This is a genomic window from Microcystis aeruginosa FD4 (genome assembly GCF_009792235.1).
In the GTDB taxonomy this organism is placed as follows: Bacteria; Cyanobacteriota; Cyanobacteriia; order Cyanobacteriales; family Microcystaceae; genus Microcystis; species Microcystis viridis.
Genome location: NZ_CP046973.1, coordinates 2,954,132 through 2,970,567, shown reverse-complemented (window position 1 = coordinate 2,970,567; position 16,436 = coordinate 2,954,132). Strand labels below are relative to the sequence as shown.

The 16,436-nt window shown below is 42.1% G+C and carries 16 protein-coding genes, 1 pseudogene and 1 riboswitch; of the genes and pseudogenes, 13 read left to right on the top strand and 4 right to left on the bottom strand.

Going from position 1 to position 16,436, the window contains the following annotated elements:
* Positions 1-996, top strand: a complete 996-nt coding sequence (locus GQR42_RS15050; protein ID WP_024970435.1) for a methyltransferase domain-containing protein — start codon at positions 1-3, stop codon at positions 994-996.
* Complete coding sequence (locus GQR42_RS30040; protein WP_371731323.1) at positions 993-1,280, top strand: NAD(P)-binding protein; 288 nt, start codon at positions 993-995, stop codon at positions 1,278-1,280. The genes GQR42_RS15050 and GQR42_RS30040 overlap by 4 nt, the downstream gene beginning before the upstream one ends.
* On the opposite strand, the pseudogene rimI reads toward GQR42_RS30040, so the two are convergent.
* Positions 1,163-1,684: pseudogene (gene rimI, locus GQR42_RS15045) on the bottom strand (ribosomal protein S18-alanine N-acetyltransferase); the annotation flags it as partial. The gene GQR42_RS30040 and the pseudogene rimI sit on opposite strands and share 118 nt — an antisense overlap.
* The gene (locus GQR42_RS15040; RefSeq protein ID WP_158200571.1) at positions 1,665-1,868 is read right to left on the bottom strand and encodes a hypothetical protein; all 204 of its coding nucleotides are present in this window, start codon (positions 1,866-1,868) and stop codon (positions 1,665-1,667) included. The pseudogene rimI and the gene GQR42_RS15040, both read right to left, overlap by 20 nt.
* 619 nt (positions 1,869-2,487) lie before the next feature.
* Here GQR42_RS15040 and GQR42_RS15035 point away from each other — a divergent pair.
* Both GQR42_RS15035 and GQR42_RS15030 read left to right on the top strand, forming a co-directional pair.
* Positions 2,488-3,468 carry a sodium-dependent bicarbonate transport family permease gene (locus tag GQR42_RS15035; protein ID WP_158200570.1) on the top strand — a complete coding sequence of 327 codons (981 nt, stop codon included), beginning with the start codon at positions 2,488-2,490 and terminating at the stop codon, positions 3,466-3,468.
* Positions 3,469-3,541: 73 nt separating this feature from the next.
* Positions 3,542-3,859: a P-II family nitrogen regulator gene (locus tag GQR42_RS15030; protein ID WP_158200569.1), complete on the top strand. Its 318-nt coding sequence runs from the start codon at positions 3,542-3,544 to the stop codon at positions 3,857-3,859.
* A gap of 84 nt (positions 3,860-3,943) precedes the next feature.
* On the opposite strand, the gene GQR42_RS15025 is transcribed toward GQR42_RS15030, so the two are convergent.
* A complete protein-coding gene (locus GQR42_RS15025; RefSeq protein ID WP_158200568.1) occupies positions 3,944-4,522 on the bottom strand; it encodes a DUF3172 domain-containing protein in 579 nt (192 codons plus the stop codon).
* A gap of 188 nt (positions 4,523-4,710) precedes the next feature.
* A riboswitch (cyclic di-AMP (ydaO/yuaA leader) is annotated at positions 4,711-4,840 on the top strand.
* Between the two features lie 231 nt (positions 4,841-5,071).
* Between GQR42_RS15025 and GQR42_RS15020 the strand changes: the two genes are divergently transcribed.
* The 6 genes from GQR42_RS15020 to GQR42_RS14995 all read left to right on the top strand — a co-directional run bounded on the left by GQR42_RS15020 (position 5,072) and on the right by GQR42_RS14995 (position 12,177).
* The gene (locus tag GQR42_RS15020; protein ID WP_158200567.1) at positions 5,072-6,409 is read left to right on the top strand and encodes an ArsB/NhaD family transporter; all 1,338 of its coding nucleotides are present in this window, start codon (positions 5,072-5,074) and stop codon (positions 6,407-6,409) included.
* A gap of 106 nt (positions 6,410-6,515) precedes the next feature.
* Complete coding sequence (locus GQR42_RS15015) at positions 6,516-7,688, top strand: glycosyltransferase family 4 protein (protein ID WP_158200566.1); 1,173 nt, start codon at positions 6,516-6,518, stop codon at positions 7,686-7,688.
* 54 nt (positions 7,689-7,742) lie between these two features.
* A complete protein-coding gene (locus tag GQR42_RS15010; RefSeq protein WP_158200565.1) occupies positions 7,743-9,758 on the top strand; it encodes an ABC transporter ATP-binding protein in 2,016 nt (671 codons plus the stop codon).
* Positions 9,759-9,941: 183 nt separating this feature from the next.
* Positions 9,942-10,202: a hypothetical protein gene (locus tag GQR42_RS15005; RefSeq protein WP_158200564.1), complete on the top strand. Its 261-nt coding sequence runs from the start codon at positions 9,942-9,944 to the stop codon at positions 10,200-10,202.
* Between the two features lie 7 nt (positions 10,203-10,209).
* On the top strand, positions 10,210-10,590 hold the full coding sequence (locus GQR42_RS15000; protein WP_158200563.1) for a PIN domain-containing protein: 381 nt from the start codon (positions 10,210-10,212) through the stop codon (positions 10,588-10,590).
* Positions 10,591-10,806: 216 nt separating this feature from the next.
* Positions 10,807-12,177, top strand: coding sequence for a DNA cytosine methyltransferase (locus tag GQR42_RS14995; RefSeq protein ID WP_158200562.1), 1,371 nt, complete (start codon positions 10,807-10,809; stop codon positions 12,175-12,177).
* 38 nt (positions 12,178-12,215) lie between these two features.
* On the opposite strand, the gene GQR42_RS14990 is transcribed toward GQR42_RS14995, so the two are convergent.
* A complete protein-coding gene (locus tag GQR42_RS14990; protein ID WP_158200561.1) occupies positions 12,216-12,407 on the bottom strand; it encodes a type II toxin-antitoxin system HicB family antitoxin in 192 nt (63 codons plus the stop codon).
* Positions 12,408-12,748: 341 nt separating this feature from the next.
* On the opposite strand from GQR42_RS14990, the gene yhdJ reads away from it, so the two are divergent.
* Genes yhdJ through prfC form a run of 3 tightly spaced genes read left to right on the top strand, consistent with a single transcriptional unit; the run spans position 12,749 to position 16,429 of the window.
* Positions 12,749-13,636, top strand: coding sequence for an adenine-specific DNA-methyltransferase (yhdJ, locus tag GQR42_RS14985; RefSeq protein ID WP_158200560.1), 888 nt, complete (start codon positions 12,749-12,751; stop codon positions 13,634-13,636).
* Positions 13,617-14,735 carry a restriction endonuclease gene (locus tag GQR42_RS14980; RefSeq protein ID WP_158200559.1) on the top strand — a complete coding sequence of 373 codons (1,119 nt, stop codon included), beginning with the start codon at positions 13,617-13,619 and terminating at the stop codon, positions 14,733-14,735. Before yhdJ ends, GQR42_RS14980 begins: the two co-directional genes overlap by 20 nt.
* Before the next feature lie 59 nt (positions 14,736-14,794).
* Complete coding sequence (gene prfC, locus GQR42_RS14975) at positions 14,795-16,429, top strand: peptide chain release factor 3 (protein WP_158200558.1); 1,635 nt, start codon at positions 14,795-14,797, stop codon at positions 16,427-16,429.
* Positions 16,430-16,436: the final 7 nt, after the last annotated feature.

The window sequence follows — 16,436 nt, the reverse complement described above, 5'->3', positions numbered from 1 at the left end:
ATGAATGGATTAGTTGCAATGCTGGGAACTTTCCTGACGCTCCTGATCATTGGGATTGCACTCTATCTCCTTACGGCTCGTAAGTATCAGTCTGCTAATTCTGTTGCGAATTCCTATGATGACTGGACAAATGACGGCATTCTGGAATTTTACTGGGGCGAACACATCCACCTGGGGCACTATGGCTCTCCCCCTCGCAAAAAGGATTTTCTCAAAGCCAAGGAAGACTTTGTGCATGAGATGGTGCGCTGGGGCAGACTTGATCGCCTGCCTCCTGGTACTACCGTTTTGGATGTGGGCTGCGGCATTGGTGGCAGTAGTCGCATTCTAGCAAGGGATTATGGCTTCCATGGGACTGGCATTACCATCAGTCCCCAGCAAGTTAGACGTGCCCAAGAATTGACACCACCTGGGGTGAGTGCCCAGTTCCAAGTTGATGATGCACTGGCACTGTCTTTCCAGGATGCCAGCTTTGATGTAGTCTGGTCGATCGAGGCGGGTCCGCACATGCCCGATAAAGCCCAGTTCGCCAGAGAGCTATTGCGCGTTCTAAAACCAGGCGGAATTTTGGTGGTTGCTGATTGGAATCAGCGGGACGATCGTCAGCTTCCACTCAATTTTTGGGAAAAGCCAGTCATGCGACAACTACTCGATCAGTGGTCTCACCCCGCGTTTTCTAGCATTGAAGGATTTGCAGAATTACTGGAGGCAACTGGACTGGTTGCGGGTGAAGTCACCACTGCTGACTGGACAGTGGAAACCCTACCCTCGTGGCTCGACTCCATCTGGCAGGGAGTAGTGCGTCCAGAGGGAATTATTCGGTTTGGCGTGATCGGGTTGATTAAATCATTGCGAGAAGTGCCGACATTTCTCTTAATGCGGTTAGCCTTTGGCGCTGGGCTGTGTCGCTTTGGGATGTTTCGGGCGGCGCGTGCCAATGTCCCGATGAGCGAGGTGTTGTCTACGCAAACGGGTGATAGGCTTGTACGACCATGAGTGCCATTAATCCTCTAGCTGCCCATGATGCCGACAATGATCTCATCTACGATGTGGTCATTGTCGGTGGTAGCATTGTGGGTCTGGTGCTAGCCTGCGCGTTACAGTCTTCAGGGTTGCGGATTGCACTCATTGAAGCGAAAACACCCCAGCAGGCGGCAGAGCGCCCCCGCGCCAGTCTTGAGAGGATCTCTTGTCGCCACTTGTTTAATTGTTCCCGAAAAGCGGCCGTTTGTAGATCGTTGCGCCAGAAAATTAGGGCCGATTCGCCAGTTTGCGAATAATAATTTTTCCGCTCTCCAGCGATGCGGAAGCCAAAATGCTCGTAGAGTGCGATCGCTGAATGGTTCGATCCCCTCACCTCTAGCGTAGCCCTTTCCAGTTGTCTTTGTACAGCCTTCTCAAGCAGTTTGTAGAGAAGCAGTTTTCCTAATCCTTGTCTTTGATAGTCGGGATAAATTGCTAGGAGGGTAATATGCGCTTCTTCGAGAATTGCCCAAAAACAAGCTAATCCGATTAGGGTTTCGTCCTCCCCGTCCACGGTAAGAATTAATAATTCACTGTTGGGGCTGTTTAATTCCCGTTCATAACCGGATAGGGTCCAAATACCGCCGAGACTGGTGCGATCGAGGGCTACCATGGCGGCAAGATGTGGGGATTTTGGGGTTTTAATCTGTATTTTTGGCATTGATCGGGGAACAGGGAACAGGGGATGGGGTGTGGGGTGTGGGGTGTGGGGTGTGGGGTGTGGGGTGTGGGGTGTGGGGTGTGGGGTGTGGGGTGTGGGGTGTGGGGTGTGGGGTGTGGGGTGTGGGGTGTGGGGTGTGGGGTGTGGGGTGTGGGGTGTGGGGTGTGGGGTGTGGGGGGGTCACTGCGTGCGCGTTGCGGGGGAAGAATAAATAAAAATAATCTCCTGACTCCTGACTCCTAACCCAATGGTAGATGTGGGATTTTTGCAGGAGTTCTATTTTCCGACAAAGATAAGCAAAAGTTATTTATTAACTCCAAACACTTGAGACTATTTAAATTAACATTCCGCAATATTTATAAATTCTTAACAATTAATTGAGAAAGATTTTTATTTAACAACGATGTTGCAATAGTTACAGCGATTTGGTAGAATTTCATAGTCGGTTATTCTGTGCTTTTTTAGGCAGCAATGGTTGAAACCCTTGCCACACCTAGAAGGTGATCCTAATTAAGACGGGTAAATCAGTCAATTTCACCAGCAATGATGATCTTTTTTTTATGTAGTTTTATTGCAAAAAAAAAGTTTTTTTGACAAAAAGCACAAAGTATGATAGTGACCCAACGTATTTCTGGCTGCGAGTAATTATTGTAGAGGGGGAGAAGGGAGAGGGGAGAGGGGAGAAAAGCTGACGGCATTTTTTGGGCGGCCATCGTTAAGCGTTTTAATCTGGTTCTTAACATTTTCCCAGTATTCTCAAAATCGAATAGTATAGATTGAAATAACTTAGTGTACGCAAACCTATGGATGGCAGCTTAATCCTGTTCAATATTCTCAATCCGCCAGTTTTGTTCTTTTTCTTAGGAATGCTGGCAGTATTTTTTAAATCCGACCTAGAGATTCCCCAACCACTGCCTAAACTCTTTTCTCTCTATCTGTTGATGGCGATTGGTTTCAAGGGAGGTTATGAACTAGCGGAAAGTGGCATCAATAACCAAATCGCTTTAACTTTGATTGCCTCTGTGGTTATGGCTTGCATCGTTCCCATTTACACTTTCTTTATCCTGAAAATTAAACTCGATAGTGCCAATGCAGCAGCGATCGCAGCAGCCTATGGTTCCATTAGTGCCGTTACTTTCATCACCGCCAGTTCTTTTTTAGAAAAACTTCATATTTCCTATGGCGGTCACATGGTAGCGGCCTTAGCTTTAATGGAATCGCCGGCAATTGTAGTGGGTTTAATCCTGGTGCGAGTCTTTAAAGAGAAAAATGGCGAAGAAGAAGCGTTTTCTTGGTCAAAAGTTTTACATGAAGCCTTTTTAAATGGTTCGGTATTTCTCTTAGTCGGTAGTGTTGTTGTTGGTATGCTGACGGGGGAAAAAGGCTGGGAAAAATTAGAACCTTTCACCCAAGAGATTTTTTATGGTGCTTTAACTTTCTTTCTCCTTGATATGGGATTAGTGGCGGCGAAAAGAATCCGAGAATTAGGCAAAACTGGTGCTTTTCTCATCGGTTTCTCGGTGTTCATTCCCGTCATCAATGCTATAGTTGGCATTCTCATCGCTAAGGTTCTCGGATTTGAACAGGGCAATGCTTTATTATTCGCTGTTTTGTGTGCCAGTGCCTCTTATATTGCTGTTCCTGCGGCCATGAGAATGACTGTTCCCGAAGCGAATCCTAGTTTATACGTTTCTATGGCGTTGGCTTTAACTTTTCCTTTCAATATCATCATCGGTATTCCTCTGTACCTAGAGATGATCAAAATCATTGGCTGCGGAGTCTAAAAAGCCAGGCGAGTTTTCAATAATTCCTGTCAAAATTTTTCTCTTTCACTTGTCCCTTTTTTACTGAACTACCATGCTTGAATCCCCGCATCCTTCCCTACAAACTGTCAAAAAAGTGGACATAATTGTTAGTCATGCTTTTCTGGAAGAAATCTTAAGCGTTCTTGATGTTGTCGGAGTTTCCGGTTATACCGTCTTTGGCAGTACTTCGGGAAAAGGTGATCGAGGTTTATCCTGTGATGACTTGGATTGTGATTACAGTGGTAACTACATTATGACGGTTTGTAATAGTGACGAACAACTTAATCGTCTGATCGATGAAATTCAGCCTATTTTAAAAAAAGCTGGCGGAATTTTTGTGGTGACTACGGCCCAATGGCTAACTCATTAGACCTCTCGTAAAAATCAAAATTGTCGTAGTTAATTAGGAGTCAGTGGTCAGGAGTCAGCAGTCAGGAGAATGAGCTTTTCCGGTTTAGAATTTATCTGTATCTGGTCTGGGGCCAACAGCACCGGCGGGATTAACAAAAAGATTACCCCCGGCTTCATTTTGGAAGATACAATCGATTTTCGGTTTGCCTTCCAAGGGACCGGTATAACCAAAGGTATTCATCCGGTTTTTGCAACTTTGTACCTGCTGTCCATCGACTAATTTTTGTTGTTCTAAAATTGACCAGTTATTGCGTCGCAAAACGCAACCGGGTTGCATGACTGGTTGGGTAACAAAAACATTAAAGGGGTTAAGAGTGACATAAACCCGCAAATCGGTGACAATGGCACTGGCCCCAAATTGCACGCATAATTCCGCATTGGGGGCGCTGCGATCGATTACTTCCCGGGAAGCGACGTTTTCGGGGCTAAAATTAGCGGTGGAACTGAATACCAGACCGAGACCCACTCCTAGTACAAAAATACCACCAATCAGGGCGATCATGGTATAGTTTAATTTGGCCAATAGGCCCCCGGGGGCCGAAGCGCGGGAGTCATCGCCATAGGAGCGGTCATAATCACGATCGCGCGATCGGGGAGGAGTATAACGGGGTCTTCTATTCATAGAAATTGCTGATGTGGCTGCTATGGCGGTCAGTCGTTAGCTATTAGCTTATCATTGTTCTATCCTAGCAACCCGGGGGATAACTGACAGGATAGGTCTGGTATAGGACTATATAGTTTTTTTTGGGTTAGTATGTTATGGTGGATCACTAAATAGAGTAAGTCAGCCTAATCCGAGTTTCTATGCTAGATATTAGCTAGACAAATTCGGAGCGGAGGAACCACATTTGGGGGCGTATTTCTAGATTTTTTGGACTAGAAAAGGATATCTCTCTATCCTAGCCCGTCAGCTAACTTCGTAGGCGTGGGGGGGGAAGACTGAAACATCACTACATTCCTAGCAATGTCTTGATCGGTTCAGTTATGTCGCTGGGACTACTTGATAGTCATAACTCAAAGGAGACATTGTTTATGGGGATTGTCATGTTAGCTTACCGATCAGAACAATTTTAAGATTTTCCGTAGATAACCATATTTTCTATGAGTTTGCCGTACATCCGGGCAAACTTTTAGTTGTATCGAGAAACCGAGAGTAAAAACAGGATCAAAAATGCTGGAATCTTTACCAATGTGGATTGCTGCGATGACTTTTGTTGCAGTCATTGTGGTTATTATGTTCGAGTGGCTTCATATTACCGTAGCGGCTTTATTAGGAGCTTTAATCTTAGTTTTTACCCATATCATGACTCTCCAGGAGGCGGTGGGTTATATCAGTCGCAGTTATGCCACTCTCGCCCTATTTTTTGGGGTGATGGTGTTAGTGAGAGCCTTTGAACCAACGAAGATTTTTGATTATTTAGCAGCACAAATGGTGCTTTTAGCCAAGGGAAATGGCAAATTATTACTAATAGGAATTGTCGCCATTACTACCCCGATCTGTGCGGTGTTACCTAACGCTACCACGGTGATGTTATTAGCACCTCTAATTCCCCCCCTAGCTCAAGATATAGGGGTAGATTTTGTGCCTCTCTTAATCCTAATGGTTTTCGTGGCCAACAGTTCCGGGTTATTAACTATCGTTGGTGATCCTGCTACTTATATCGTCGGTGATTCTATTAATATAACCTTCATGGAATACCTACAGCGTTTGAGTTTAGGTGGTGCGCTGGCAGTAATTACCATTCTGGTGATGTTACCTTGGTTATTCCCCAAAATCTGGCGGACAAAATTCGAGCATTTAGAAGACTTACCCCATCCGCAAATTAATCATCCGCGCGTCTTAGCTCTGGGGGGAATTATCGTCTTTTTAGTCTTATTTTTATTCGTGGTCGGTGAATCTTTTCCCGTACCCCTTGCTCCTGCTGCCGTGGCTTTGATGGGAGCAGCTTTAGCCCTACTTTTAGCCCAGCAATCGAAAATCGATACGGTTCATAATATTCTCCGGGATGTGGACTGGAGTACCCTATTATTTTTTATGTCAATTTTTGTCCTAATTGGCGGCTTAGAAAAAACTGGTGTAGTTAATAGTTTATCGGGATTTCTGGCGATAATTTTAGGCAAAAATATCTTTTTAGGTTCTCTAGTCTTGCTGTTTTTTGTCGGTTTTATTTCCAGTGTCGTTCCGAATATTCCCCTAGTGGTGGCCATGGTTCCACTACTGAAACAGTACCTTGTTAATGTTAATTTAGTCGGGATAGAAGTGCTTTCCCCCGATTATGCTGGTTCCTTTCCCCCGTCCGTTTTACCGCTTTTCTATGCGATGATGTACGGAGCCACCCTAGGAGGTAATGGTACTTTAGTGGGAGCTTCTTCTAATATTGTCGCTGCCGGCATCGCCGAACAACACGGGGGCAAAATTACCTTTCATACCTTTCTGCGCTACGGTTTACCAGTGATGTTTACTCAGTTAGTCGTCTCGGCAATGTATATGTTAGTTTTCTTTGTCTAATCCATCTCTGGGGGTATTAATGTTAAGTTCGCCTAAGATTGACAAAAACGTTAACATTGATTAACATTCTCCTATCGTGCTAGATAATCTGGATTGATCGGCGATCGTGAACAAAAAAATCTCTGTTTTAGCACCAGATTTATCCGGTGGGGGTGGTACAAGAGTCTATTTGATTGCTCAAGTCTTGCAACAGCTAAACTGTCAGGTGACGGTTTATGGCCCTGTTTTTGGCCAGGAAATCTATCCAACCCCACCGGGGAATATACCGGTGGTATCGGTCAAAGGCAATAATTATCCCCAGTTTTTTGGCCAGATCAAAACTTTACTCGATCGCCTCTCCGGAGAGATTATCTATGCGGTTAAACCCCGTCCCACCAGTTTCGGCATCGGTTTACTGAAACGTTTTTTTTCCCCACGTCCCCTGATTCTCGATATTGACGATTGGGAAATGAGTTGGTTTGGTGGCGATCGATGGTCCTATCGTCCTCATCCCCGACAATTAGCTAGGGATATCCTCAAAAAAAATGGTGCGCTTAGAGACCCGAATCACCCTCTCTATCTGCGTTGGATGGAAAATTTAATTAACCGCGCCGATGGGGTGACGGTTAATAATCAATTTTTGCAAAAGCGTTACGGGGGGATTTATTTACCGAATGGCAAGGATACGCAACTTTTCGATCCCAATCTCTACGATCCTGTCGCTTGCCGTCAAAAATACGGTTTATCCGCCTATAAAGTCTTAATGTTCCCGGGTACAGCTAGACCCCACAAAGGTTTAGAAGATGTGTTAATCGCTTTAGATCAAATTGGTGATCCTGATTTTAAATTGGTGGTGGTGGGAGGTCGCCAAATCGGGGATGGTTATCTGGATAGTTTGTTGGAAAAAGGTCAACCTTGGTTAATTCATTTACCTGCTCAACCGATCGATCGAATGCCGGAAGTTGTGGCCGCTGCTCATGCTATTATCGTTCCCCAGAGGGATGAAGCTACGGCTAACGCCCAATTTCCGATTAAACTCACCGATGGTATGGCGATGGCTAAACCGATTATTTCCACTAAAGTGGCAGATATTCCCGAAATTTTAGCTGATATTGGCTATTTAGTCGAACCTAGATCGCCAGAGCAACTAGCTGCCATGATTAGCGAAGTTTTTAATCATCTCGACTCGGCTAATGCACGAGGACTAAAAGCGAGAGAGCGCTGTATCGCCTCCTATAGTACCACCGCCATGGCGACAACTCTCTCTGGCATAATTACTTCTCTGGAAGGGAAATATTAGAGTGTAGGGAGTAGGATAATTGACCGTTGACTGTTTACTTTATTACTTAGAGCGATGAATCCTAATCAAATCCTCCTTAAATATACGCTTAAACACTGGATATTAGTGGTTTTCAGCATTGTCATAGGCTTTGCCAGTACCATATTTAATGGGGTAGGAACTGTTTTAGTTATCCCTTTGCTAATTTCTTTTATTAATCCCGAAAATGATCTCTTAAAAAATGCCCCCCAAATTATCAAAAAGCTGCTCTCCGTTTTCGATGTTTTCTCGGTCGATACTCGTTTTTTCTGGATGTTTGCGGCGATATTATTGATTTTAATTCTCAAGCACATTACCAATTTTGTCAGTAATTTGCTAGGCACTTACTTGTCTTTGATTATGGCAAGAGATATGCGAATTGATTCAGTTATTCTGCTGCTAGAAGTGGATATAGATTTTTATGTAAAAAGTAAAATAGGAGATATTTTTAATCGTTTCATGTCGGAGATTAATCGAGCCGTGGCATCAATTAGAAATTACATAAACCTGATTAAGGTTATCGCCACAGCTTTCATGTACTTTGCTATTTTATTATCAATTTCTTGGCAATTAACTATTCTTTCTACTATTTTGGGGGGCTTTTTAGCTCTACTTAATCAATACTTTGTCAAGAGATCGAAAAAGTTTGGAGAGATTATCACCCTAACGGCTAAACAGCAAACTAATAAACTGTTGGAACTGTTAACAGGAATTCGGCTAATTAAAGCGGTAGGAAATGAAAGATACGAATTAGAATCTATTGTGGAAGATATCGAAGCCCGGGAGAAAGCGGGTTTAGATGCCCAGACTAATAATGCTGTAATCGGACCGCTCAATGAGATCGGTGGGGTAATTATTATTGCTTTAATTATCATTGCTGGTCGTTATCTTTTCAATGAACAACTGCAAGCTTTAGCGACAATTTTATTGACCTATCTCTATGTGCTTTTCCGGGCCTTGCCGATAGTTAGTCAAATTAACAGTGCTAGGGGTAGTCTATTGGGTGATGTTTCCGCAGTAGAGGTGGTAGCGGATTTTCTCATTCGAGAGAATAAACCATTTATGAGCAATGGCTCTATTCCCTATCAAAGATTAGAGACAGGTATTCATTTTGATAACGTCCAATTTTCCTATCCTGGTCATCAAGAATTAGTTCTCAAGGGCATCGATCTGTGGATTCCAAAAGGAAAAATGATCGCTCTTGTTGGTGCTTCAGGGGCGGGAAAATCGACAATTGCTGATTTATTACCACGCTTTTATGATCCTACAGCCGGGAGGATTCTTTTTGACGGTCACGATTTACGCGATTATGAGATCAAATCTCTGAGAAAAGCGATGGGAATAGTCAGTCAAGACACTTTTCTCTTTAATAATTCTCTCCGTTTTAATATTGCCTACGGATTAAGCGATGTTAGTGATGCAGAAATTTTAGAGGCGACAAAAAGGGCGAATGCCTACGAGTTTATCTCCAAACTGCCGGAAGGACTGGATACGGAAATTGGCGATCGGGGAGTGAGACTTTCGGGGGGACAAAAACAAAGATTAGCGATCGCTCGTGCCTTACTGCGAGATCCAGATCTTCTCATTCTCGATGAAGCCACCAGTGCTTTGGATACAATTTCTGAGCGTTTAGTGCAGGAAGCGATCGATGAACTCTGTCGCGAGCGGACTACTCTTGTGATCGCTCACCGTCTTTCCACAGTTCAAAAAGCCTATCAAATTGTGGTGCTGGACAAGGGAAAAGTGGCAGAAATCGGCAATCATGAGGAATTATTAGCTCAAGGTGGTCATTATGCCCGTTTACACGCTCTGCAATTTAGTGATAGCAAAGAGGACGACTCTAAGAATAGGGAAGATGAGCAAAAAAGAAAAGCTTATTTATCCTACGAAGCGAGAAGCAGTCTTAATAGTCTTTTAGGTTCTTTGCGTCTGGTATCTGAGGATTTAATCGAAGATTCTCAGGAGAAACAGGAAATTTTAGAAGAATCCTGTAGTTCAGCTATGCGACTTCTCCACATTATCGAAGACTACGAGTATTCCTCGACTCGATAGATCTCCTGCAAAAATCACAAATCTTCCTTTAGGTGAGGAGTCAGGAGATAGGAGAATCAAGAATCAACAAAACTTGACAATACATGGAAGAGACTGAGTTTCCTTGCGTCAACCCAGCCTGTTCGTTTAACTGAATATATCCGATATGATCAAAGACAGGTCATTGAACGTTGAGGAAATACCGTGAACATCAGCCTAGATCTACCTTCAGAGCTAGAGAATGAGTTATCTACAGAAGCTTCTCATCTCAAATTGCCTTTAGCAGAGTATATTCTGCGTGTCCTCTCCTTTCGCCCTTTTCTTCAAAATCCTCCTAAAACAGGGCTGGAGCTAGTTGCTTATTGGGAAAGCGTTGGGGTTATTGGCTCCCGACCTGATATTACCGATAGCCAGGAGCAGGCAAGCAAATTGCGCCATGAGGCTGAAACCCGTGAGGGGGCTTAGGTAGTAAATGTACCTTGTCGATACTGATGTCATGATTGATATTCAGCGGGGTTATGGGCCTGCACTCGCTTGGTTTGCCTCTCTCCCAGAACTGCCAAGTATCCCTGGCTTTGTTGTGATGGAGTTGATTCAGGATGCTCAGAACCAGCAACAGGTTCGTAAAGTCCTACAGCTTGTAGCACCGTTACCGATTGTTTGGCCTACTGAAACTGACTGTACCCGTGCTTTATCTGACTTTACGGCTTACCATCTGTCTCACAAAGTCGGACTGATTGATGCCTTAATTGCCGCTTGTGCTGTGGGGCATAATGCAACCCTTTGCACTTTCAACGTGAAGCACTATCGAGTCATCCCAGGCTTGAGCATGGAGCAACCCTATAGTCGCTGAATTCGCCTAACTTCACCGTTATCTGTAAATATTCTCGTTTTCAAGGTTTATACCATTTTTCTTTATTCGTGGCAGGCATCTAATTAACCATCTCTGCCATTACTTTTGAAAATTGTATCAATCGGCTGAAAATACCGAGAAAAACCTCTTAAGTTCTACTAAAATAGTTAGTACAGATACCCATCTTCCCAGACGGTGAAAAGGAATTATTTACCCTTGAAAACCACAGTTAAATTCAGCAGACAAACCCAATTACCCCTACATCTAGTTATCACCCGTCCCCAGTATCGTTTTGTCGATTTATTCGCGGGAATCGGTGGTTTTAGAATCGCTTTGGAGAAATTGGGAGGACGTTGTTTAGGCTATTCAGAAATCGATCAACAGGCCATCCAAGTTTATCAACAAAATTTTATTAGCTATCTCAACAGCGATGAAATTGCTTTCGGAGATGTGAGTAAAATTAGCAATTTACCCGATAATCTTGATCTTATTGTCGGCGGCGTTCCCTGTCAACCTTGGTCGGTGGCGGGATGTTTACGAGGATTTGATGACCCCCGGGGAAAACTCTGGTTTGATGTGATTAAATTAGTCGATAAAAGTCAACCGAAAAGCTTTATTTTCGAGAATGTCAGTGGGTTAGCTAGTCCTCGCAATCAAGAGAATTTAGAATTAATTATCAATGAATTAGCTAATTGTGGTTATCAAGTTTACTGGCAGTTATTAAATGCCTACGATTTTGGTTTACCCCAGAATCGCGAGAGAGTTTTTATCGTAGGAATTAGAAAAGATATAGACAACTATGAGCGGTTTAAATTTCCCTTACCTTTGGGTATCCATCCGAAGGTTTTGGATATTTTAGAAGACATCAAGAATATTCAACCCGTCGAGAAAGTCAAGTTATCCGCAGATACTTTATTTAATGGGTTTGTTCCTCCATCGAGAACTCGTTTTCAAAAAGAAGATGAATTAAATGACTTCTTTATTTTTTCTGATTTAAGAAATGGTCACACAACTATTCATTCTTGGGATATTATCAAAACTACGGAACGACAAAAAAGTATCTGTTTAGCTTTGCTGAAATTAAGACGCAGTAAAAAGTATGGCGAAAAAGATGGTCATCCCGTGGCTTTTTCTACTTTTTTGGAAATTATACCCGATCTAAAAATCGAGGAACTAAATCAGTTAGTTTCTCTGGGGATTTGTTGGCAAACGCAGGAGGGTAAGTATGAATTTATTAACTCGAAAAATATGACAGGAATTAACGGCATTTATCGGATTATTTTACCGACGGCCGATATTATTCCTACCCTAACCGCTACGGGTGCTAAAGATTATATTGCTACTATTTCAATTACCGCTACTCATCCCCAAGAATACAAACAATTGTTTTTAAAGAAAATCTATAAACCCAAAAAGTTTCGAGAAATTACTCCCCAAGATGCGCGTAAATTACAAGGATTCCCCGATAATTTTATCTATCATCAACAGGATGCAATTGCTAAAAAACAATTCGGAAATGCTGTTCCTGTACCAGTGGTGGAGGCAGTAGCAAGAAATTTACTGGAAATAATTCGGCCCGATTATTAGACCGCAGGATACTGACTCATATTAAAATATTTAAAGGCTTAAAAATCAAAATCTATCAAACTTTCGAGGTACAATTCCATAGCTTCTGTAATATTGACAATCGTTTCTTCAAAAGTGTCTCCTTGAGAATGACAACCTTTAAGCGCAGGACAAAAAGCGTGATAACCACCGTCTGACTCTTTTTCTAGAATAACAGTGTAGTTATAAATTTGTTTGGTATTATCACTCATAACACTATCAGTTGTGGATTTTAAACTATCCTAGTTACACTTAAGAAATGCTGGATAAAACACAAAAATTTTACCTGTCAACCCCTCCACCCCAATTATGTCAAAATTATTTGACCAATAGTTGACATTCGATACATTTTTTAACAATATTTACAATACTTTATAATTTTGTTGACAAATATAAATTTTCCCAACAAATCTTATAGGATTGATCTTGAAGCCCTCAGCTTAATTGAAAAATAAAGAACTAAAAGTGGATGTTCTGATATCTGAAAAATTCTCTAGGTGCTGAACGCTAATAGCTAGTAAAAATCCAACTACTTTAAATTAAAAAAATGATCATGTTTAAACGATACGAAGCTGATGAACAAGTTATATTTCATGGTGATTCTTTGCCGATTTTATCCAGTGAGATTGCCTCTAATTCTGTAGATCTGATTTTTCTCGATCCTCCCTATAATATAGGTAAGCATTTTGCTGATTTTTACGACAAATGGGAATCGGAAAATGATTATATAAATTGGGCAAACCAAATTCTTGATCATTGCCTTCGCATCTTGAAACCCCAGGGAACATTATATGTTATGGCCAGCACTCAAGCAATGCCTTACTTTGATCTTTACTTAAGACAAAAAATGACGATTCTTAGTCGCATTATCTGGCATTATGATAGTTCAGGAGTACAAGCAACAAAATACTTTGGTTCGATGTATGAACCAATACTGCATTGTGTCAAAGATAAAAATAATTACACTTTTAATTCAAAGGATATTAAGATAGAAGCAAAAACTGGAGCAAAACGAAAACTAATTGATTATAGAAAAGCGATTCCCAGTCAATACAATACAGAGAAAGTACCGGGCAATGTCTGGTATTTTCCTAGGGTAAGATATCGCATGGATGAATACGAAAATCATCCCTCACAAAAACCTGAATCATTGCTAGAAAGAATTATTCTGTCCAGCACTAATAAAAATGGAATTATTCTTGATCCATTTGCAGGAACTTTTACAACTGCTGCTGTAGCTAAACGCTTGGGAAGAATTTCTATTAGTATAGAATTACAAGAGGAGTATTTAAAAATTGGTCTTCGACGGATTCTCGGATGGCAAGAATACAAGGGAGAAAAGTTACTCCCTCCTCAAAAAAGCTATAGTAGAAAAAGCGAAAATGAACAAGAATCTAACTTTGTACAGGAGAGTCTTTTCGATGTCGATAGTAAAGCATGAATTTACTAATACAATTGTTCAAATTATCGATAATTACTTTCCCAATCAGGGAAATAGCATTTTAAACTCTAGGGAATTATTGCAATATTTGAACATTAAAACTAGAGCCGCTAATCGAGGTTCTAAATCCCGAGCAGGATTGGCTAATCATTATGCTATTTATGTTTTAGTGGAAGACTATATTAATAATGAGTTTCATCTTAAGGATGGATACGACGAGTATCAAGGCGCTCAGTATATCACACTTTTTCGGAGACAAAGGCAGCTTCCTTTTGGCAATAAATTACAAAATCATGCCCTCAATCATCGATTAAATGAGGAATTTAAAAAATATTTTCCCACTTTATCTTATCTACCGATAATTAGAGATATTAAAACCAATAGATACTGGATTAATGAGAATCTAATTAAGGTTTCTCTAGAGGGTAATCAAGTTAATATTGCGCCGATTATTATAGATATAATTGATGCCTATGTGCAAACAAGACAAAAAGCATTTAATCAATTTATCAGCTATTGTCAACAGATGATTGATATTCAACAGCAAGACCCCCAGAGAGCCATTGAATTTATTCGGAGTTTACTGAGACCCAACATTGATGCTAGAGTTTTTGAGATTGTCAGTTATGCAATTCTTAAAGAGTATTATGGGGAACAGAAAATATATTGGGGATGGTCGCCCGATCGGTTAAACTCTGAATACTTACTTTTCTATAAAACTGGTCGAACAAATGCCAATGACGGGGGGATAGATTTTGTCATGAAACCCCTAGGTCGATTTTTTCAAGTTACGGAAACAATCGATGCTGATAAATATTTTTTAGATATTGATAAAGTGCAAAAATATCCCATTACTTTTGTGGTTAAAACCGAGCAGACTTGCGAGGAGATTTTAGAAAAAGTTGCGGAGCAAGCTAAGATAAGATACAAGATCAGGGCAATTGTCGAAAGATATCTAGAATCTGTGGAGGAAGTGATCAATATTCCAGAACTAATCAACCGTTTTGATCGGGTTTTAGCTCAAGGTAAAGGAGGAGCGGTAATTACAGAAATGGTTTTACAGAGCCGTATTGAGTTTAACCTAGAATCAGAGCCATAAAGATATCTAACTCCCCAGCTAAACTAGAATAGAAAGATAGGAAAGCGATCGAAATTAGAATGACGACCGAAATTGAAAAAGAACTAGAAACCAGCGAATCTGTCTTGGAAAAACGGCGAAATTTTGCCATTATCTCCCATCCTGACGCGGGAAAGACCACCCTGACCGAAAAACTGTTACTATACGGGGGTGCAATCCATCAAGCGGGTGCAGTCAAAGCAAGACGCGACCAACGCAAAGCCACCTCCGACTGGATGGAAATGGAAAAACAACGGGGAATTTCGATTACTTCCACGGTTTTACAGTTCGATTATCGTGATTTTCAGATTAATCTCCTCGATACTCCCGGCCACCAAGATTTTAGCGAAGATACCTATCGTACCCTAGCCGCTGCCGATAATGCGGTGATGTTAATTGACGCAGCCAAAGGTTTGGAACCGCAAACGAGAAAACTGTTTGAAGTGTGCAAACTGCGTCAGTTACCCATCTTTACCTTTGTTAACAAAATGGATCGCCCCGGCCGCGAACCTCTGGATTTATTGGACGAAATCGAGCGAGAATTAGGATTACAAACCTATCCCGTCAATTGGCCGATCGGAATTGGCGATCGCTTTCGGGGAGTTTTTGAGCGGGCCACCCAGACCATACACCTGTTTGAACGTCGCTCCCACGGCTCTCAGGAGGCGCAGGAAACCGTGATCGAGCTTGGCGACCCCAAAATTGAGGATTATCTCGAAAAAGACCTGTATTACCAGTTAAAAGAGGATATAGAACTACTCTCGGAATTGGGTGCGGACTTGGATTTGCCAGCAGTCCACGCAGGAGAAATGACCCCGATCTTTTTTGGTAGCGCCATGACCAATTTTGGGGTGAAATTATTCCTAGAATCCTTCCTCGACTATGGATTACCACCCAGAGGACGCAATTCCTCCCTCGGTGTCCTTGATCCCACCTATCCCGATTTCACCGGTTTTGTCTTCAAACTGCAAGCAAACATGGACCCCAAACATCGGGACCGGGTGGCCTTTGTGCGGGTATGTACGGGGAAATTTGAGAAGGATATGGTAGTAAATCACGCTAGAACTGGTAAAACTATCCGTTTATCCCGTCCTCAGAAACTTTTTGCCCAAGATCGCGCAGTTATAGAAGAAGCTTATCCCGGAGATGTGATCGGATTGAATAACCCCGGGGTCTTTGCGATCGGTGATACGATTTATATGGGTAAAAAGCTCGAATACGAAGGTATTCCCTGTTTTTCTCCGGAATTATTCGCCTATCTCAGAAATCCTAACCCTTCCAAGTTCAAACAGTTTCAAAAAGGAGTCTCGGAATTACAGGAAGAAGGGGCCGTACAGATATTATCCTCGATCGATGAATTTAAACGCGACCCAATTTTAGCCGCTGTCGGTCAATTACAGTTTGAAGTGGTGCAATTCCGTCTTTTAAGCGAGTACGGAGTCGAAACTACCCTCGAACCCCTAGCCTATAGTTTAGCCCGTTGGGTCGCCGGGGGTTGGGCCGCTTTAGAAAAAGCCGGTAAACTCTTTAATACTCTAACTGTCAAAGATTACTGGGGTCGTCCTGTCTTATTATTCAAAAATGAGTGGAATTTACAGCAAGTTAAAGAAGATCATCCCTCTTTGCAATTAAACTCGATCGCACCGGTAGGATCGGGAGTAGAACCGCAATCCTAACCATTAA

Excerpts from the sequence above, each read along its gene's own strand:
- GQR42_RS15020 (WP_158200567.1), top strand. The coding sequence starts at position 5,072 with ATGCTGGAATCTTTACCAATGTGGATTGCTGCGATGACTTTTGTTGCA.
- GQR42_RS15050 (WP_024970435.1), top strand. The coding sequence starts at position 1 with ATGAATGGATTAGTTGCAATGCTGGGAACTTTCCTGACGCTCCTGATC.
- GQR42_RS15000 (WP_158200563.1), top strand. The coding sequence starts at position 10,210 with ATGTACCTTGTCGATACTGATGTCATGATTGATATTCAGCGGGGTTAT.
- GQR42_RS14990 (WP_158200561.1), bottom strand. The coding sequence starts at position 12,407 with ATGAGTGATAATACCAAACAAATTTATAACTACACTGTTATTCTAGAA.
- yhdJ (WP_158200560.1), top strand. The coding sequence starts at position 12,749 with ATGTTTAAACGATACGAAGCTGATGAACAAGTTATATTTCATGGTGAT.
- GQR42_RS14980 (WP_158200559.1), top strand. The coding sequence starts at position 13,617 with ATGTCGATAGTAAAGCATGAATTTACTAATACAATTGTTCAAATTATC.
- GQR42_RS15035 (WP_158200570.1), top strand. The coding sequence starts at position 2,488 with ATGGATGGCAGCTTAATCCTGTTCAATATTCTCAATCCGCCAGTTTTG.
- GQR42_RS30040 (WP_371731323.1), top strand. The coding sequence starts at position 993 with ATGAGTGCCATTAATCCTCTAGCTGCCCATGATGCCGACAATGATCTC.
- GQR42_RS15030 (WP_158200569.1), top strand. The coding sequence starts at position 3,542 with ATGCTTGAATCCCCGCATCCTTCCCTACAAACTGTCAAAAAAGTGGAC.
- GQR42_RS15010 (WP_158200565.1), top strand. The coding sequence starts at position 7,743 with ATGAATCCTAATCAAATCCTCCTTAAATATACGCTTAAACACTGGATA.
- prfC (WP_158200558.1), top strand. The coding sequence starts at position 14,795 with ATGACGACCGAAATTGAAAAAGAACTAGAAACCAGCGAATCTGTCTTG.
- GQR42_RS15025 (WP_158200568.1), bottom strand. The coding sequence starts at position 4,522 with ATGAATAGAAGACCCCGTTATACTCCTCCCCGATCGCGCGATCGTGAT.